General features: G+C 62.5%; 14 protein-coding genes. 8 read left to right on the plus strand and 6 right to left on the minus strand.

Annotated elements, in window-relative coordinates:
• Window positions 1-119 precede the first annotated feature (119 nt).
• Genes NLY42_RS04570 through NLY42_RS04590 form a run of 5 tightly spaced genes read left to right on the plus strand, consistent with a single transcriptional unit; the run spans window position 120 to window position 5,518 of the window.
• On the plus strand, window positions 120-389 hold the full coding sequence (locus NLY42_RS04570) for a PqqD family protein (protein WP_245261370.1): 270 nt from the start codon (window positions 120-122) through the stop codon (window positions 387-389).
• Window positions 390-414: 25 nt separating this feature from the next.
• Window positions 415-789, plus strand: a complete 375-nt coding sequence (locus NLY42_RS04575) for a lasso peptide biosynthesis B2 protein (RefSeq protein ID WP_245263585.1) — start codon at window positions 415-417, stop codon at window positions 787-789.
• 3 nt (window positions 790-792) lie between these two features.
• Window positions 793-2,709, plus strand: coding sequence for a lasso peptide isopeptide bond-forming cyclase (locus tag NLY42_RS04580; RefSeq protein ID WP_023711263.1), 1,917 nt, complete (start codon window positions 793-795; stop codon window positions 2,707-2,709).
• On the plus strand, window positions 2,709-3,677 hold the full coding sequence (locus NLY42_RS04585) for a phosphoenolpyruvate carboxykinase (ATP) (protein WP_023715553.1): 969 nt from the start codon (window positions 2,709-2,711) through the stop codon (window positions 3,675-3,677). The genes NLY42_RS04580 and NLY42_RS04585 overlap by 1 nt, the downstream gene beginning before the upstream one ends.
• A gap of 5 nt (window positions 3,678-3,682) precedes the next feature.
• A complete protein-coding gene (locus tag NLY42_RS04590; protein ID WP_023755599.1) occupies window positions 3,683-5,518 on the plus strand; it encodes an ABC transporter ATP-binding protein in 1,836 nt (611 codons plus the stop codon).
• Between the two features lie 47 nt (window positions 5,519-5,565).
• Here NLY42_RS04590 and NLY42_RS04595 read toward each other — a convergent pair whose 3' ends face one another.
• On the minus strand, window positions 5,566-5,838 hold the full coding sequence (locus NLY42_RS04595; RefSeq protein WP_023711266.1) for an exopolysaccharide production repressor protein: 273 nt from the start codon (window positions 5,836-5,838) through the stop codon (window positions 5,566-5,568).
• Window positions 5,839-6,445: 607 nt separating this feature from the next.
• Between NLY42_RS04595 and NLY42_RS04600 the strand changes: the two genes are divergently transcribed.
• From NLY42_RS04600 to NLY42_RS04610, 3 genes are all read left to right on the plus strand, one after another.
• Window positions 6,446-7,123: a sugar transferase gene (locus NLY42_RS04600; protein ID WP_023668816.1), complete on the plus strand. Its 678-nt coding sequence runs from the start codon at window positions 6,446-6,448 to the stop codon at window positions 7,121-7,123.
• Between the two features lie 216 nt (window positions 7,124-7,339).
• The gene (locus NLY42_RS04605) at window positions 7,340-8,563 is read left to right on the plus strand and encodes a polysaccharide biosynthesis/export family protein (protein ID WP_032896262.1); all 1,224 of its coding nucleotides are present in this window, start codon (window positions 7,340-7,342) and stop codon (window positions 8,561-8,563) included.
• Window positions 8,564-8,739: 176 nt separating this feature from the next.
• On the plus strand, window positions 8,740-9,831 hold the full coding sequence (locus NLY42_RS04610) for an acyltransferase family protein (protein WP_023755598.1): 1,092 nt from the start codon (window positions 8,740-8,742) through the stop codon (window positions 9,829-9,831).
• Window positions 9,832-9,841: 10 nt separating this feature from the next.
• Here the strand turns inward: NLY42_RS04610 and NLY42_RS04615 are convergent, their stop codons facing one another.
• The 5 genes from NLY42_RS04615 to NLY42_RS04635 form a co-directional block, all read right to left on the minus strand.
• Complete coding sequence (locus NLY42_RS04615) at window positions 9,842-11,125, minus strand: O-antigen ligase family protein (protein WP_023689977.1); 1,284 nt, start codon at window positions 11,123-11,125, stop codon at window positions 9,842-9,844.
• A 275-nt stretch (window positions 11,126-11,400) separates the two neighbouring features.
• Window positions 11,401-12,228 (minus strand): SDR family NAD(P)-dependent oxidoreductase, encoded by an 828-nt coding sequence (locus tag NLY42_RS04620; RefSeq protein WP_023684241.1) that lies wholly within the window; start codon window positions 12,226-12,228, stop codon window positions 11,401-11,403.
• A 101-nt stretch (window positions 12,229-12,329) separates the two neighbouring features.
• Window positions 12,330-12,815 (minus strand): acetone carboxylase subunit gamma, encoded by a 486-nt coding sequence (locus tag NLY42_RS04625; RefSeq protein WP_023668821.1) that lies wholly within the window; start codon window positions 12,813-12,815, stop codon window positions 12,330-12,332.
• Window positions 12,812-15,016 (minus strand): hydantoinase B/oxoprolinase family protein, encoded by a 2,205-nt coding sequence (locus NLY42_RS04630; RefSeq protein WP_023755597.1) that lies wholly within the window; start codon window positions 15,014-15,016, stop codon window positions 12,812-12,814. The genes NLY42_RS04625 and NLY42_RS04630 overlap by 4 nt, the downstream gene beginning before the upstream one ends.
• Window positions 15,017-15,028: 12 nt before the next feature.
• Window positions 15,029-17,116, minus strand: coding sequence for a hydantoinase/oxoprolinase family protein (locus NLY42_RS04635; protein WP_050591147.1), 2,088 nt, complete (start codon window positions 17,114-17,116; stop codon window positions 15,029-15,031).
• Window positions 17,117-17,271 lie beyond the last annotated feature (155 nt).

Consider the following 17,271-nt stretch of genomic DNA (forward strand, 5'->3'; position numbering starts at 1 on the left):
GAGCGCACTAAGGAGAGTCGGGGGTCAAACCCCGGCTCTCGCGTCTTTGTCCGGAATTGCCGAAGCGTTGGTTGTGAGCGAGGTTTAGGATGGACTGGAACCCCACGGACCATGATCGGATGAGCGCGAGCAAGGATGCCGTGGCCTGCGAATTCGGCAACGGCCTAGCGCTGCTCGATATGAGGTCCAACATCTATTACAGCCTGAACGGCGTCGGCGCCTATATCTGGGAGCTGATCCAGGAGCCGCGGCCGATTTCCGAAATCCGCAGCGCCGTGCTGGATCGCTACAATGTCGATCCGGAACGCTGCAAGGCCGATGTCGATGGATTGTTGAAGGGCTTGGCGGACGCCGGGCTTGCGAGGCTCCATGATGAGGAACTTGTCTAGAGCTTTCTCACTGAGCGGGCCGGAGATGCTCTTTCTCGCCCACTGCCTTGCGGTGGTCGTGTCGGTGCGGCTGGGGCTGACGCTGCTTTCCTACAACAAAGTGCGCCGCATGGTGACCCGGCTCGACGCGCGCGAACCAGCCGACATCGGCGATCTCAGGCGTGTCGCCTGGGGCGTGGCTGCGGCTGCCCGCCTGGTGCCTGGCGCAAGCTGTCTGACCCAAGCGCTTTCCGGCCAATATTTGCTTGCCCGCCAGGGCAACGCCTCAAAAATCCGCATCGGCATCGAGCGCGATACCGGCACCGAGTTGAAGGCGCATGCCTGGCTGGTCAGCGGCGACCATATCGTGCTCGGCGGCTCGCTTGGCAGGTTTAACCATCTCGTCGACCACGGCCAGTGAGCGATGAGCGGCGTCGCCGGAATTCTGCTGAGGCAGGAAGGCAGGCAGGCCGCCGCGGCCGACATCCAGCGCATGCTTGCCCGCATGCAGCATCGCGCGCCTGACGGCAGTTCGTGGTGGATCGACGAGGGCGTCGTTCTTGGCCACGCCTGGCTCAACACCACCGATGAAGCCGGCCCCGGCCCGCTGACCATGGCCGGCGGCAAGCTCGCAATCACCGCGGATTGCCGGCTGGACAACCGCGACGAACTCTTGGCCAGGCTCGGCATCCGGGACAATTCGGTTGCCGACGCCGTGCTTGTGATGAGCGCCTATCTGCGCTGGGGCGAAGCCTGCCCCGAGCATCTGCAAGGCGACTTCGCCTTTGCCATCTGGGATGGCGAGCGCCGGCAGCTGTTTTGCGTGCGCGACCATTTCGGCGTCAAACCGTTCTACTATCATTCGAGCGACCGGCGCTTCGTCTTTGCCTCGGAGATCGGGCCGATCCTCGATGCCGGCGGCGTCGACATGCGCATCAGCGAACACCAGATTTCGGGATTCCTGGCCGGGCTGCCCGACGATCCGCAGTCGACAGCCTATGCCGATATCTTCCGCCTGCCGGCGCGCCACAGTCTGACAGTGACCGGCAACCAGGTGGTGCTGCGCCGCTACTGGCAGATCGAACCCTCGCCAAGGCCGATGCGATCGGACACGGCCGAGGAATTCCGGCATCTGTTCTCGCAATCGGTCCGCAACCGCATGCGCGGCACGCCTGCGGTCGGTGCTATGCTGAGCGGAGGCCTCGATTCCTCCTCGATCGCCTGCGTGGCGGGCCTGCAGAATGCCGCCCAGCAAAGATCGAGGCTGCCGACCTTCTCGCTGGTGTTCGAAAAGGGCTCGCCGATGGATGAGCGTCCGTTCATCGAGGCGGTGCTGGGCCAGCAGAAGGTCGACGGCACTTTGATTTCGGTCGGCAATTATGCCCCCTTCGCCGAATTCGACCGCATCCTGGAGGAGCAGGAAGAAACGTTTCTTGCGCCCGGCCTGTCGCTGACCCGCGACATCTACAGGACCGCCGGCGGCAAGGGCATGAAGGTGCTGCTGGACGGCCATGGCGGCGACGAGGTGGTTTCGCAGGGCCACGGCCATCTGCACGAACTCGCCTATGCCGGCAAATGGATGGAGCTGTGGCGCGAGCTGCGCAGCGCCTCCAACACCTATGGCGATGGCATGCTCGGCCTCTACTACCAGTTCCTTACCCTTTACGGGCCGGCCTGGCGCATCGCGAGAATCAAGCGGTTCGCGAACCGCGTGCTTGGCAAATTGCGGCGCCATCCCACTGGGCGGCCGGCGACGAGCTGGCGCGCCCTGATCAATCCGGACCTGGCGATGCGTACCGACCTCGTCGAACGGTTCCGCAGGGCCGGCTATATGCCGCCCGCGGTCAGCGCCAGCGAGACCTTGACCCATCGCTGGCTGCTGTCGAACGGCATGGTGCCGCACGCCTTCGAGGTTCTCGACAAGGCCGCCGCCAATTTCGGCGTCGAGCCGCGCTACCCCTTCTGGGACAAGCCGCTGGTCGAGTTCTGCCTGGCACTGCCCGGCGCGGAAAAGCTGAACCAGGGCTTTGGCCGCTCGGTGTTGCGCCGTGCCATGGAAGGAATTTTGCCCCCGGCGGTGCAGTGGCGGCGCGACAAGATCGATTTCACCTCCAATTTGGTCAAAGGCATGCTGGGCAATCACCGCGATCTCCTGGACAAGGTGCTGGTGAAAGATGCGGCGCGGATTGCCCCTTACGTCAACCTGCCTGAGGTGACCGCCGCCTATGGCCGTATTTCCAGCCAACCCGAGGCCGCGACCTTGCCCGATGTCCAGTATGTATGGCGTTCGATTTCGCTATCGTTGTGGCTGCGGCAGGTGCAACAGCGCGGGAGCCACTGATGATGCCGGCCAACATGCCTCTTGCCGCTGATGACCGCCATGCAATTGCTGCTCGCGCACAGCACTTCTACAAAGCCTATGGGCTGACGATCGCTTCGCAGGTCGAACTGCCTGAGCTAGAGCCGAGCGAACCAGCTTGCGTCGATGTGCTGATCACGGTCGGCCCGATCGACCTGCCAAAACCCTCGCCCGAGACCGGAACTGCTTTCCGTTTCGAGCCGCGGCAGCAATATTTGGCATGGCAGACGGTCGGCGCCTTCCTGATCACCGATGCCTGCCGCATCGAGGTGGAGCCGGCGCCCGATGTCGACGATGCGCTGCTGGCGTTTCCGCTGCTCGGTCCGGTCATGGCACTGCTCCTGCACCAGCGCGGCCTGCTCATCCTGCACGCCAGCGCCATTGCGGTCGGCGGCAAGAGCGCTGTCTTCATGGGCGACAAGGGCGCCGGCAAATCGACGACGGCGAGCGCGATGATCCGTGCCGGGCATCGATTGCTGACCGACGATGTCGTGGCGCTCGATCTCACGGACCGGCCGATGATCGTTCCGGGTTTTCCGCAGTTGAAGCTCGCCGCCGATGCCGCCGCCGCGTTTCCCATCCGCCAGGCAGAGATACGCCCGCAGGTGCATGCGGCGATCGACAAGATGCAGCACCGCCTGCACGCCGGATTTGCGGCAGACGCGGTGCCGGCGACCCGGATCTATATCCTCGAGCGCAGCGACAAGGCAGCGATCACGCCGCTGCCAGGCATCGGCGCCCTGCCGGCAATCATCAAATTTTCCTATGTGACGCGTTTCGGCCGTCCAGCCCTGGTCGGCGATTTTGCCACGACACATCTTCGCCAATGCGCCGCCCTGGCCAGCCAGATCGGCGTCTGCCGCCTCGAAGTGCCCACCGGGCTCGACCGTATCGGCGAAGCCGTCGCCCTGATCGAAAACGATCTGGCGGCCGACAAAGGGCCGCGGTGACTGACATGTCCGCATCGCAGATCCTGCGCTTTTCGTTTTACCGCGATGTCGCCGGCTTCGGCGCCGCCATGGCCCGGATCGGCGGGCGCAGGACCTTCACGGCATTGCTGTTCCTGATCCTGGGAAGCCTGACCGAAGGCATCTCGATCCTGCTTCTGGTGCCGCTGCTGCATCTGGTCGGGCGACCCGAGCAGAATTTCGCGGTCAGGTTGCCTGACCGCGACTGGGTGCGCTGGCTGGCTCCGGACGGAACGCTGCAATTGACCACGGTGCTTTGCCTGCTGGTCGGGCTTGTCGCGCTGCAGGCAGCGTTCAACCGCTATAAATCCGTCTACATGGCGCGGCTGCTGCTCGACTTCATCAATCGCCTGCGCATGAACCTGTTCGAGAGCATCGGCAAGGCGCGGTGGGGGATATTCGCGCGCATGCGCAGCTCCGATCTCGACCATGCGCTGACCGGCGATATCGACCGCGTGCAGTCGGCGGCGTTCTCGCTGCTGATGCTGGTGCAGATCGCCGTGCTTCTGGCGGGTTATCTCGTTGTCTCGCTGTTCATTTCGACAGTAATGACGGCGTTTGCCATTGTCGTCGGCATCGTCACCTTCCTGGCACTGCAGCCGTTTCGGGCACGAGCCAGCGCCTTCGGCCGGGTTTTGACCAGCAATCGCCAGGAGCAGTACCGAACGGTCTCGGAGTTCCTCGGCGGCATCAAGGTCGCCAAGAGCCTGAATGTCGAGGCGACCTATTACGCGCAGCTTCGCGCGACGCTGGAGAAGATGAAGGCCGACAACATCAACTATGTGCGCAACAGCACCATCGGCACCGCTCTGTTCCAGGTCGCCAGCGTCATTGGTCTGAGCCTGTTCATCTATGTCGCTTTGGTCCGCTTCAACCTCTCGCTGGCCGAGATCGTTGTCCTGCTTCTGGTGTTCATGCGCATCGCGCCGCGTTTCATGGACATGCAGATGCAGGCGCAGCAGGTGCTGATCAACCTGCCGGCCTATGCCTCGATGCGCGACATGCAGGCGCGTTTCGATGCCGAACGCGAGCCGGCAAACCTCGAATCGGATGCCAAGCTGTCGCTCGATGTCGGGCTCAACATCCACAACGTCTCCTTTGCCTATGAGGCCGGCGGCAAGCCGGTGGTGAGCGATGTGACGTTTGGCCTTCCCGCCGGCAAGGTAACGGCGCTGATCGGTCCGTCAGGCTCGGGCAAGAGCACGCTTGCCGACATGCTGCTTGGCCTGCTCGAACCGAGCGAGGGCAAAATCCTGGCCGATGGCGTCGAGATCGGCGCGGCCAACCGCCGGCGCTGGCGCGACCAGGTGGCGTATGTGCCGCAAGACGTGTTCCTGCTGCACGATACGATCGCCGCCAATCTGCGCCTTGCCGCGCCGCAAGCCAGTGACGCGGAGCTGTGGACTGCACTGCGCGCTGCGCATGGCGCCGACTTCGTCGAGCGGCTGGAGTTGCGGCTCGACACGGTGGTCGGCGACCGCGGCGTCCGGCTCTCGGGCGGCGAACGCCAGCGCATCGCGCTGGCGCGCGCGCTGCTGCGCAAACCTTCGCTGCTCATTCTCGACGAGGCGACCAGCGCGCTCGACTGGCAGAACCAATCCCTGATCGCCAAGTCGATCGACGGCTTGCGCGGATCGATGACGATCCTGACCATTGCGCACAGGCCATCGATGATCGCCTTCGCCGACTGGGTGGTTGCAGTCGAAAACGGACGAATCGTCGAAGTCGGGCAATATCAGAGGTTGAAAGCGAAGGCCGGCAGCCGCCTGTCGAAAATGCTTTCAGGCGAGCAATCGGAACCCGAGCCGGCCGAAGCAGGCTGAGTCCGGCAGCAAGATGATCCGAGGCCGACCTTGCGGCTTCAGACTGCTCAATGCACGCTGCGCCTCGCCGAGAGCTTCTCGCCTTCAACCGCCTTGTCGGCGCCGAGGCTTCTTTCGGCGTCGCGAGCCCTGTCGGCCGATGTCGGCGCGCTCCTGGCGATCATAACATACACCAACAGGAAATAACCGACTTGGATGAGGACAGCGCAGCCGATGACGCGAAGCACCGTTGTGGTGACCGTCGCGCCGTCGACATAGGACCACGCGACCACGATCGCGAGGGCGAAAACCATTCCAATGACGAATTTTGGTAATGACATGTTCGGCGGCCCGTCAACCGGCCCGAGCATGCAAAAGCGATGACTTACCCACCCGAGTATCTCCCCATTCGCCATGCGAGCTTATTTAGCTGCTCTTTTTCGGCCGGTTGCTTCCGGCCTTCCCAACCCATCCAGACTCTATCAGGAATAATTTGCGACTCTATTAAGGCGCGAAACTGACGGCAAGGGCAACCTGCAATAATTTTCGGCTTGGCGGCGGCTTGGACTCCGCCATGCTGCGATGCACACGCAGGGGTGGTGACCTAACTCGTCATGCGCTTTATACTACAGTAGAATCTACAATGTTGATTAGTATTTTACTTGATTAATTTAGCAAAGCCAGTGATTCGAAAATCAGTTAGAGCCGTTCCCTCTGCGGCAAAGGACGATTTGCCCAAAACCCGCCGAAAAAAGGCATTACATTTCCTAGGGTTGCTAATTATTCGTCACAAACCCGCCATAAAGGGCAAAATTTGGGCAAGGAGCGTTTATTATTTAGTCAATTCCTGACGTGACTATTTCAGCCATATGGGAAATTGTGTGTTGCGCTGCAGCATTTTTTTGGTATCGTGGCATAAACCATCCGTTCAACGTATGGAGCTTTTGCATGAGGGACGTTGCCAAGTCGGCCAATGCGGCATTTTCGCATGTCGGCGTAGATTTTCCGCCACCCATCGGCGGGCTGCTGAAGCGCAGTTTCGATATTTTCGGTTCACTTGTCGGCCTGGTGGCGCTTAGCCCGCTGTTCCTGATGGTGGCCCTTCTGGTCAAGCTTTCCGACGGCGGCTCGATCTTCTACGGCCACAAGCGCATCGGACGCGGTGGGCGGATTTTCCCCTGCCTCAAGTTCCGCACCATGGTCGAAGACGGCGAACGTGTGCTGGCCGCCTATCTCGCGGCCAATCCGGAAGCCAACGCCGAATGGATCGCGACCCGCAAGCTGAAGAACGATCCGCGCGTCACCCGCGTCGGCGCCGTTCTGCGCAAGCTCAGCCTCGACGAGCTGCCGCAGATCATCAACATCCTGCAGGGCGATATGAGCCTTGTCGGGCCTCGCCCGGTGGTGCGTGACGAGCTTGAGATCTACGGCAGCGCCGCGGTCTATTATTTGAAGTCGCGGCCGGGCCTGACCGGGCTCTGGCAGGTCAGCGGACGCAACGATGTCTCCTATGACAGCCGCGTCGCGTTCGACCGTCACTATGTCGAGAACTGGTCGCTGTTCGAAGACGTTCGCATCATCCTCAAGACCGTGCCTGCGGTGTGGATGTCGCGCGGTTCCTACTGACCGACCGCAACTGGTCAGCAATCGGGCCGGTACGGCCCGAAGCCAATCCGGTCCAAAGCTATTCGGCGATGGGCCGGTCTCGCATTGCAGCCATAATTCTGCCAGGTTCCGAAGGAGGCACTCGGCAGCAGGTCTATCGGGCGGATGGGGCCAAAACGGATCGGAAACGTTCAGTTGAAAACAGACATATCAGCGTATTTTCGCCTTGCCGGCCCGATGCGGCCGGCACGGCTCGTCGCCACGTGCCTCGCTCTGTCGCTCGCGGTTCCGGCCATGGCCGACGAGTACCGGCTCGGCTCGCAAGACAAGCTCAACATCCGCGTCGCCGAGTGGCAGACGGTGGAAGGCACGTTCCGTGACTGGTCGGCGGTAAACGGCGAATATTCGGTCGGTCCAGCCGGCAATTTGTCGGTGCCGTTCGTCGGCGAACTGCCGGCCGCCGGCAAGACCACGTCGGAGGTTGCGGCCGCGATCAGCGTCGCCCTGCAGCGCAAGCTTGCCTTGTCGGACAAGCCGGAAGCCTCGGTGGAAATGGTGCAGTTCCGGCCGTTCTACATCTCGGGCGAGATCCAGACGCCTGGCCAGTTTCCCTATGTGCCGGAGCTGACCGTGCTCAAGGCGATCAGCATCGCCGGCGGCATCCGGCGCAACGCCGATTTCGGCACCCAGCTCGGCAAGGACCTGATCACCGCCAAGGGCAATTTCGACATTTATGACGACCAGCGCGTGCGGTTGATCGTCAAGCGTGCCCGCATCGATGCCGATCTCGCCGGCAAGGAGAGTTTCGAGGCGCCTAAGGAAGTCGAGGGCGACCCGCGCCTGGCGACAATCGTCTCCGACGAAATGCAGATCCTGATCTCCGACCAGAAAGCGTTGAAGCTGAAGCTGCAGGCGCTTGACGATCTGAAAGGGGTCCTGCAGTCCGAAATCGAGGCGCTGCAGAAAAAGATCGTCAACCAGCAAAAACAGGTCGACCTGGCGCAGCAGCAGGCGGACAGTATCGGTCCGCTGGCGCAAAAGGGCCTGGTCGCCAACGCACGCCTGCTTTCCTCGCAACAGTCGGTCACCGATCTGCAGGGCAAGATCCTGGACTATGAGACGGCGATCCTCACCGCCAAGCAGTCGGTCAGCAAGGCGACGCAGGATGCCATCGATGCCCAGAACACGTTGAACTCGAGACTTGCCGCCGACCGGCAGCAGGTCGAAGCAGACCTCAACGAAGCCGCACTCAGGGTCAACATGCAACAGGGCTTGATGGCCCAGGCATCGGACCCGGCCACGACCGCCGCCATCACAAACAACAATGAAGAGCCGGCGCTCATCTATTCGCTGGTGCGCGTGACCGACGGCAAGACCAGCGAGATCGACGCCAAGGAAGATACGCCGGTGCTGCCGGGCGACGTTATCAAGGTGAAGCTGGCGCCGACGGCCAGCCAGTAACCTGTTTGTTTGGAGCAATTCCGGACGGAAACCGTTTCCCACTTTTCCCGGAATTGCTCTAGCGCTCGGGCTCGCTCGGCGAGGCCCGCGCGATGGAGGCGGGAGGAACAAGTTCGGCTCGTTCGCGCCAGGGTGCGGGCGGGAACTTCCGTTTTCCGACCGCTTGAAGGCATTCCATGCAGCCCGCCGCACCGCGCCACGTCTACCTCAATCTCGATGCCATCCGCGGCGTCGCGGCGATCAGCGTCATGCTCTACCACTTCTCGCCGTTCCTGGCCGCCGGCAAGGTGCTGCCGTCGAGCTATCTGGCGGTCGACCTGTTCTTCCTGCTCAGCGGCTTCGTCATCGCGCATGCCTATGACCGCAAGATCGAAAACGGCATGGGCTTCGGCACGTTCCTGGCGATCCGCCTGATACGCCTCTACCCGCTCTACCTCGCCGGCACGCTGCTCGGTTTCTTCTATCTCGTCGTCAAGAACCGGCTGATTCCGGCGGAATACATGCCGATCTCCGAGATCGGCACCATGCTGACGACCGGCATGTTCTTCATCCCGCTGGTCAGCGATGCCTATCACACGATCTTTCCGCTCAACCCCGCGTCGTGGTCGCTGTTCTTCGAGCTGATCGTCAACATAGCCTATGTCGCCGTCTTCTTCCTGCTGACGAAACGCGTGCTGAGCACGCTCATCGCCGTCAGCCTGGTGTTGCTGGTGGTCGTCTCTATCATTGCCGGCACGCTCGACTTCGGCATGACCGGCTCGACCATCATCAGCGGCCTGCCGCGCGTCTGTTTCTCGTTCTTCCTGGGCGTGCTGCTTTGCCGGTCCATGACACGCTATCAAAGCGGGCTCGGCTTCCTGCGGCGCGGCTGGTGGGTCGAGGGTGCGATCGCGCTGACGCTCATCGTCTTTGCCATCGCGCCGGCCGGCGGCGCGCGCGTCGCCTACGATCTCGCCTGCGTCGTCTTTGTTTTCCCGGCGCTGGTGGTGGTCGGCACTATTGCGCCGACGGCGCCGCGCCTGTCAGGCCTCTATGGCTGGCTGGGGCGGATTTCCTACCCGATCTACATCATCCACACGCCGCTGCTGATGATCATCGCCGGGGCGGGCAAGGCCGCAGCGATCGACCCGTTCGCGCATCATCCCTGGTTCGGCATCGTCATGGCGGTTTCGGTCATCGTCATCGCCGACATCGCCACGCGCGTCTATGACGAGCCATTGCGCCGCTTCCTGCAGCGGCTGATGCTGCGCAAGCGCGCCGTCGCGTGAGATAAGCAAGTCAGACGCGCGCCGGCATGCGGCCGTTGGCGGTGTTCTCGTCCGGCACCGGAACATAGGCCCGCCTTGCCCTGGCGAGCGGCACCGGGCGCAGCTTGAACAGGCCGTAATAGACGATGAACGAGGCCATGAAATAGGGGCCGAGGATCTCGACCTCGAAGAAGGAGCGGATCAGCATCATGCCGACCGCGCCGGCGAGCACCACTGAATCGGCGCTCCAGTCACCGAACACCACCTTCGAAACATGGCCCCAGAAGGAGCGCAGGATGATCAGCGCCAGCATCGTCACGCCGATGAAGCCGAGCTCGACCAGCGTCTCGATATAGGTGTTGTGGAAATGGAAGCCGGTGCGGGTGGAGATGTAGAACTCGGCCCAGAGCCGTTCCGGATCGGCAAAACCCTGGATCCAGTAGGCGGCATAGCCATAACCGAGCACCGGACGCTGCTGCGCGGCGGCCCAGCCCTGTTCCCAGAGATAGGTGCGGCCGGTCAGCGTCGAATCCTTGCCGAAGATGCCGAGCACGACATCGAGCAGGCCAAGGTTCAGCGCAGCCATCACACCGCCGACCAGCGCGGTAGCGCCGACGACGAACAGCACGCGGCGGTAGCGGCGTGACAGAACCTTGCTCATCGCAAGCAAGGCAACGACACCGATCACCGCCGGAAGCGAAGCGACCGACGTCGCCGAGTGGGCGATCGCCAGCATATAGACCGACAGCAGGATGATCGGCGCGGTCCAGACGAAGCTCATCCAGTTGCGCCGGTAGAAGGCCAGAAAAGCGAAGCAGAAGAAGATGCCGAGCGAGGCGAAGAAGCCGATCTGGTTCTTGGAGCCGAAGGCGCCGACGAAATTGGTGGTGCCGTCGATAGTGTCGAGCGCATAGGCGCCAACCTTCAGCGAATACAGCAGCACGATGAAGATGCCGATCAGCGAGCCCAGCACCAGCGTGCGCGTGCTGATGGTGCGCGCCGCGATGTAGGCGCACAGCATGTGGGAGAAATATTGCAGCCCCGCCCGCGCGCTGGTGCCGGCCGCTTGCGACCAGAACAGCGACAGGCAGACATAGGCCGCAAACAGCAGCGGCAGCCAGGCGCTGGAGAGATCGCGGGCGAAACGCCGGTAATCGACGAACAGCAGCGGCAGCCATACCAGATAGTAGGCGAGGATCAGGATCTGGCCGAAATTGGTGGAGTAGGCGAAGGCAAAGACCGACACCGCAACGGCGAAGGCGGCATAGGCCTTGTTGTTGTCCGGATCGATCAGAATGGATTTCGGGATCTTCATATCCGTACCGGATTTCTCATGCTGCCGCCTTTCGGCTGGGCTGAAGCGCCCATGGTCGGCTTTTCTGCGTCATGCGCGATCGCCGGAACCTGCCCTTGCCGGACCCCGATCAGCGGGCATCCATTGTGCAGTGCACAATATAACCTCTATCGCCTGTCACTCAATGGTAAATTTGCCGCGAGGGGTAAAGTTGCCGCAGGCAGGGCCAAAACGACCATGCAACCGACAAATGGCGTTAATGCGGCTCGCTCGTTCGAAAATTCAAACTGTGGCCGCTACCACAGCGCTCCGCCGGTGATCTGGATGTTTTCCATGGTGATGCCCTTGGCCAGATCCGAGCACAGGAACACGGCTAGAGCCGCGATTTCCTGCGGCTGCAGCATGCGCTGCTGGGGATTGCCCTTGGCGATCTCGGCCATCGCTTCCTCGGCGGTTCTGCCCTTGCCCTCACGCTCGACGACCTGCGCCACGTTGCGGCGCATCAGTTCGGTCTCGACCCAGGTCGGGCTGATCATGACGCAAGTGACACCGTGCGCGGCGCCTTCCAGCGCTACACAGCGGGTAAGGCCGAGCAGCCCGGCCTTCGAGGCGCAGTAGGCCGGGTTGTCCTTCCAGCCGACGGAAGCCGCCGTCGAGCCGATGTTGACGATACGGCCCCAGCCGCGCTCGATCATGCCGGGCAGCACAGCTCGGGTGACGCGGAACGCTCCGCTGAGATTGGTGTCGACGATCTTGTCCCACAGCGCGTCGGAATGGCCGCAGACCGGCTGTTCGGCGGTGGTGCCCGCGGCATTGACCAGTATGTCGGCCGGGCCGATGGCGGCCTGCGCGTCGGCTGCAAACCGGTTGGTCACCTCGCTGTCGCGGACATCGAGATGGGCGGCACAAACCCTGGTGCCGTGTGCCGACAGGGCCAACCGCACGCGCTCGAGTTCATCGGCGCCGGGATAGTAGGCGGCGTCGGATCTGTCGGCGCCGGCGGGCGCGATGTAGGAGCCGACGGCGACATTGGCGCCGGCTTGCGCCAGGGCCGTAGCAATGGCGAAACCCATGCCGGAAAACCCGCCGGTGACGATGGCGCTGCGGCCGGAAAGGTCTGTCATGGTGGGCAGTCTCCGATGCGACGTACGATGCGTTTATTCATAGTCCGTCGCCGGCTAGGAGCGCTACCTTGCCGGCAACGCGGCCGTAACATCGAGTTTCGCTAAAGCGGTTTGCCCAGCCACTCGCGGTAGAAGCCTTCGAGATCTGGCTCGAAATCATGGACGATCGGGTAGCCCGGCGCCGCCGCTTCCACCTCGTGCATGGTGCCGCATTGTGGACAGATGAATTCGCGAATTTCCATCCATTGCGGATCGGGGATATCGCTGTTGGGATAGATCTCGCGCAGCGCTTCCTCGGTGTTTCGCACGTTGATCGCAGCCTTGAGCTTCCAGTTCTTGCGGTAGTCGCCGAAGGAGTGGCCGCATTCGCAGCGGGTGATCCGTTCATCGCCGCTTTGGCAGATGAAGAGGTGATCCGAGACCGGCAGCAGGATCGGGTCCTTCCATGCGACACGGTCCTGATAGACGGCGAGCATCTTGAAGAAGCGGTCGTCGTCCTTGTAGGCGCTCATGATGCGCTTTGTCTGCGGCCAGGGCAGCTTGCCGGCTGAGAGATCGCCGAGGACTTCCTTGCTGTATGAGGTCATGCCTTTGCTCCCGGCATGAAGATCGATCTGGCGTCGACGGTCCAGAAATCACTGAAATCCCTGGTGAAGCGCGACGATAGCTTGATCGCGCTGGCATACATTTTCTTCACCTCGGGCGCGAAGTCGGCCTTCTCGACACGGCCGCGTTCGGCAGCGATCCAGTCCGAAACCGGGATCGCCTTGGCCAGACGCTCTCTGCGCATGGCGGCACGACGTTCGACGGTGGCGTCGATATCGGCAACCGGATAACCCTCGGCGTCGTCCTTCAGCACGATGCCGAAAATCTGGATCGCCGCCTGGCGGGTGAGAAAACCGTTCTCGACATCCCAGGCGGTCTTGACCGGATCGCGCTCCAGCACGTCGCCGTAGCCGCCGCCACCATTGTAGGAATGGCTGAAGATGTCCCCCGACTTGTGCGGCGAGGTGATGTAGGGGCCTTCGACCACGGCATGGTCGCCGCCGATGTTCTTCTCGTAGTCGGAGACATGCGGATCGATACCTGGGGCATGCGCGAGCGGTTCGCCTTTTGCCGCCAGCTCGTGGATGTTGGAGTTGCGCACCGCGCGATGCTTCTGGCAGGTCGGCGCGGGATAACCGCCGCACATGCCGCCATTGTCGAATACCCGCGAGGAGTGTTCCGAAGTGTGCAGTCGCAGGTGCGAGGTCTTGTTGATCAGCCAGGTCGAGACGAAGGAACAGCCGCCGCGATATTTGCCGGCGCCGCCCGAATTGGGCATGATCGAGCGGCCGATATATACCATCGGCATCGACTGTTCCCAGACCTCGATGTTGCCCATGTCGGATTCCGGATTCCAGCCGACATAGGCGGTGTCGAGGCCATCGGCGATGGCGAGCGCGCCGGAGCCGGCGGCGGCGCATTCGAAATGCGCCATGCCGAACGGCGTGCCGTACTGGCTTTCGCCGCCCATCTCGATCATCGGGCTGTTGACCTGGCCGACGAAGGCTTCCTCGACGAAGCCGCGCGCGACGAAGCCGCGCGACAAAAGGCGCTGGAACACGCCATAGGCCGGCAGCAGCAGCGCCCAGGATGTGGCGGTCGCCACCATCTCATTGTCGGGGTTGGTCCAGGTGCCGTGCGGCAGCTTCAGCTCGGTCGCCATCCAGGCGCCGTCATTGACCAGGCCCTCGAAATTCATGTGCTGGGTCAAGGTGACGAACATGCCGCCATCCATGCCGGCCGGCGTGCAGTTCATCGAATGGTAGCCCCAGGGCTGCGTGCCCTCGAAGTCCATGGTGATCTTGCCGTCGGTGGTGATCTCCATCTCGATCGGGATGTTGTAGAGCCAGTCGGGATCGCCAAGCAGCTGGAAGCCGGGCTTGCCCGCCGTGACATGGCCATAGAAGGTGTGGCCACGATAAATGCCGGGCACGGTGAGCTGGCGGGTGCGGGCGAGCTGGGCGCGACGGCCCTCCTCGATGAACTCCTTCGACACCTTCATCCAGTAGTCGAGGCCGATCTCGGAGATCAGCTGCTTGACGCTTTCGCGCATGTCGATGCAGGAGGCGACTTTGGCCTTCTCGTCGAGCACCCAGTAGATCGGCATGCGTAGATTGCGCTCGCAGCGGATGACGTAGTCGCGGCGGATCTCGTCATTCTCGCCGATCTTCTCGGCGCAGACGAACAGGCCTTCGGTGAAGCGCTCCTGCGCCAGGCAGACGTCGCCGCCGGGCGTGATGCCGCCGGCTTCGAGCTCGTGGCAGACCGCACCGGCCCAGCCGACCAGCGTGCCTTCATGGAAGATCGGCACCACGTCCATGACGTCGGGCACCTGCACGGTGCCGATGAAGGCATCGTTGTTGGCAAAGATGTCGCCTTCGCGGATCTTCGGGTTTTCCTCGTAATTGTTCTTGATCATCCATTTGATGAAGCGGCTCATCGTGTGGACGTGAACCATGATGCCGTTGGACAGCGCGATCGCATCGCCCTCGGGCGTATAGATCGCCACCACCATTTCGCCGACTTCGCGCACGCCGGGCGAGGCCGAGATGCGGCGGGCCATTTCGCGGGCCGAGACGCAATAGGCGCGCAGCTTGGTGTGCAGCGTCTCGAATTTCAGCGGGTCCTGGTTGCGTAGCGTGAGCTCGGTGATGCCGTCATAGCAGCCGGTCTCTTCCATCAGCCGTTCTGAATCGAGCAGCCGTTCGCGAAGGCGCAGGGCCGAGGCAGGTCTGTCCAACATGGCGGTGCCCTTTCAAGAATGGGTGTAATGCAGCAGCGTCCACTCATCGACGTGGACACGGTCCTGCGGATGAACAACGAGCGTGGTGGCGGGATGTTCGATGATGGCCGGACCGATCACCTCATGGCCGGGCTGCAGTAGGTCCATCTCGTAGAGATTGGCCTTGTGCCAGCGTCCCCCGATATAGGCCTCGCGCACGCCCTTGTGCGCTGCTGCCGGGGCCGACTTGCCGAGCGGGCGCTTCAAGAGCACCGGCTTGACCTTGTCGGCAGTGGCGATCAATCCGAGCTCGGTGATGGTGAAGCCGGCTTCGCCATAGCGCGAAACGCGATGGTTGACCTTGGCGTAGACCGCCTCGAACTCGTCGATGACCCTACGCATGTCGTCAGCCGAATTGACCTCGGCAAGCGGTGCCATGACCTCGACATCCTCGAGCTGGCCGGTGTAGCGCATCATCAGGAACGGCACGGTCTTGATCTTGTCTCTGATATGGCCGTCGCTGATCATCTCGTCGACCGCCGCCTTGGTGAGATCATTCCAGACGTCGGTGACCTTCTTGCCGAAAGCGAGCAGCTCGTCATCGCTTGCGCGGGCGCCGATGTCGTGCTGCGTCGAGACCGAATGCCGACGCATGAAATCGGCGGTGGTGCAGCCGAAGGCCGAGAAGGCGGCGGCAAACTGGAAGGTGATGATGTCCTTGAAGCCGATGCCCCTGGAGCAGCCGGCCAGATGCAGCGGACCCGAGCCGCCATAGGACAGCAGCGTGAATTCCGAGGGATGGATGCCCTGGCCGGAGATGACCCGGCGCAGCGCGTTGTTGGCATCGGCTTCCAGCATGTCGATCACGCCTTCGGCAGCCTCCTCGACACCGACGCCAAGGATGCTGGAGCATTTTTCCTCAAACGCTTTGCGCGCCTTCTCGACCTGCAAGACGACCTTGCCGCCGAGGAAATAATACGGGTTGAGGCGGCCTAGTATGGCGTCGCAATCGGCGATGGTGGGTTCAGTGCCGCCCTTGGCGAAGCAGATGGGGCCGGGGTCGGAACCGGCGCTTTCCGGCCCGAGCGAGACTTTCTTGGTCAGCGGGTCGACCTTGAGGATCATGCCGGCGCCGGCGCCGATCGTGTCGAGATGCAGGGTCGGCACGTTGAGCTTGAAACGGTCCATCAGCGGCTCGTTCTCGATCCGCGTCTGGCCGCGCGAGATGACGCCCATGTCGAAGGAGGTGCCGCCCATGTCCGAGCAGATCAGGGAGTCGTTGCCGATGAGCTTGCCGACATAGGCCGCGCCGAGAATACCGCCGATCGGGCCGGAAATCATGGTTTCGTGCAGGCGCGGATGGTTGATTGAGGTCAGGCCGCCAAAGGACAGCAGCGTCTGCACGCCGTATTTGAAGCCGTATTTTTTCGAAACGTCCTCGATACCCCTAAGCTGCTTGCGGCCGCGCGACGTCGCGTAGGCTTCGATCAGCACCGAGTTCAGCCGCGACTGTTCGCGGATGACCGGGCGGACCTCGTGGCTGGTGTAGATGAGGATGTCGGCGCCGGCTTTCAGCACCTCCTCGCGGCATATCTCGGCGATGCGCTTTTCGTGCACCGGATTGACGTGCGAGAAGATGGTCATGATGCAGATCGCCTCGACCTTGTCGGCAATCAGCTTCCTGGCCGCAATCGCGACTTCATGCTCGTAGAGCGGCAGCACGATGTCGCCGAACTGGTCGATGCGCTCGGTGACGCCATGGGTGCGACGGCGCGGCACCAGCGGATCGGGATGATGGTGGGTCACCGCATGCAGCCGGTCGGCATAGGAATAGTCGGCCCAGGCCTGCAGGCCGCGACCCATCAGGATCATGTCTTCCAGACCCTTGGTGGTGATCAGGCCAAGCCGGCGCCCGGTGCGCGACAACAGTGTGTTGAGCATGCCGGTGCCGGAATAGAGCACGACGTTGACGCCGGAGAACAGCTGCTCCAGCGAGATGCCCCAGGCGTCGGCCGCGTCTTCGGCCGATGCGAGGAAGCCTTCGGCCTCGTTCTTCGGCGTGGTTGCCGACTTGCCGATCTTGAAGTGGCCGTCCTGGTCGACAAGGATCGTGTCGGTCATGGTGCCGCCGGCGTCGATGCCGATGACGATTGGATTGCCGACGATGGGGCTGGTGAGGTTGGGTTGGGTCACGGTCGCCTCAGGATTGCTGTAGGATGGCTCAAGCTAGATTCCTTGGGCGGCCTTGCGCCATATGCCAAAAGACACAATGTCCG

It is taken from the genome of Mesorhizobium sp. C372A, assembly GCF_030323245.1.
GTDB lineage: Bacteria > Pseudomonadota > Alphaproteobacteria > Rhizobiales > Rhizobiaceae > Mesorhizobium.

What these genes read in the sequence shown, in the direction of transcription:
- NLY42_RS04570 (WP_245261370.1), top strand. Translation starts at nt 120, where the DNA reads ATGAGCGCGAGCAAGGATGCCGTGGCCTGCGAATTCGGCAACGGCCTA.
- NLY42_RS04575 (WP_245263585.1), top strand. Translation starts at nt 415, where the DNA reads ATGCTCTTTCTCGCCCACTGCCTTGCGGTGGTCGTGTCGGTGCGGCTG.
- NLY42_RS04580 (WP_023711263.1), top strand. Translation starts at nt 793, where the DNA reads ATGAGCGGCGTCGCCGGAATTCTGCTGAGGCAGGAAGGCAGGCAGGCC.
- NLY42_RS04585 (WP_023715553.1), top strand. Translation starts at nt 2,709, where the DNA reads ATGATGCCGGCCAACATGCCTCTTGCCGCTGATGACCGCCATGCAATT.
- NLY42_RS04590 (WP_023755599.1), top strand. Translation starts at nt 3,683, where the DNA reads ATGTCCGCATCGCAGATCCTGCGCTTTTCGTTTTACCGCGATGTCGCC.
- NLY42_RS04595 (WP_023711266.1), bottom strand. Translation starts at nt 5,838, where the DNA reads ATGTCATTACCAAAATTCGTCATTGGAATGGTTTTCGCCCTCGCGATC.
- NLY42_RS04600 (WP_023668816.1), top strand. Translation starts at nt 6,446, where the DNA reads ATGAGGGACGTTGCCAAGTCGGCCAATGCGGCATTTTCGCATGTCGGC.
- NLY42_RS04605 (WP_032896262.1), top strand. Translation starts at nt 7,340, where the DNA reads ATGCGGCCGGCACGGCTCGTCGCCACGTGCCTCGCTCTGTCGCTCGCG.
- NLY42_RS04610 (WP_023755598.1), top strand. Translation starts at nt 8,740, where the DNA reads ATGCAGCCCGCCGCACCGCGCCACGTCTACCTCAATCTCGATGCCATC.
- NLY42_RS04615 (WP_023689977.1), bottom strand. Translation starts at nt 11,125, where the DNA reads ATGAAGATCCCGAAATCCATTCTGATCGATCCGGACAACAACAAGGCC.
- NLY42_RS04620 (WP_023684241.1), bottom strand. Translation starts at nt 12,228, where the DNA reads ATGACAGACCTTTCCGGCCGCAGCGCCATCGTCACCGGCGGGTTTTCC.
- NLY42_RS04625 (WP_023668821.1), bottom strand. Translation starts at nt 12,815, where the DNA reads ATGACCTCATACAGCAAGGAAGTCCTCGGCGATCTCTCAGCCGGCAAG.
- NLY42_RS04630 (WP_023755597.1), bottom strand. Translation starts at nt 15,016, where the DNA reads ATGTTGGACAGACCTGCCTCGGCCCTGCGCCTTCGCGAACGGCTGCTC.
- NLY42_RS04635 (WP_050591147.1), bottom strand. Translation starts at nt 17,116, where the DNA reads ATGACCGACACGATCCTTGTCGACCAGGACGGCCACTTCAAGATCGGC.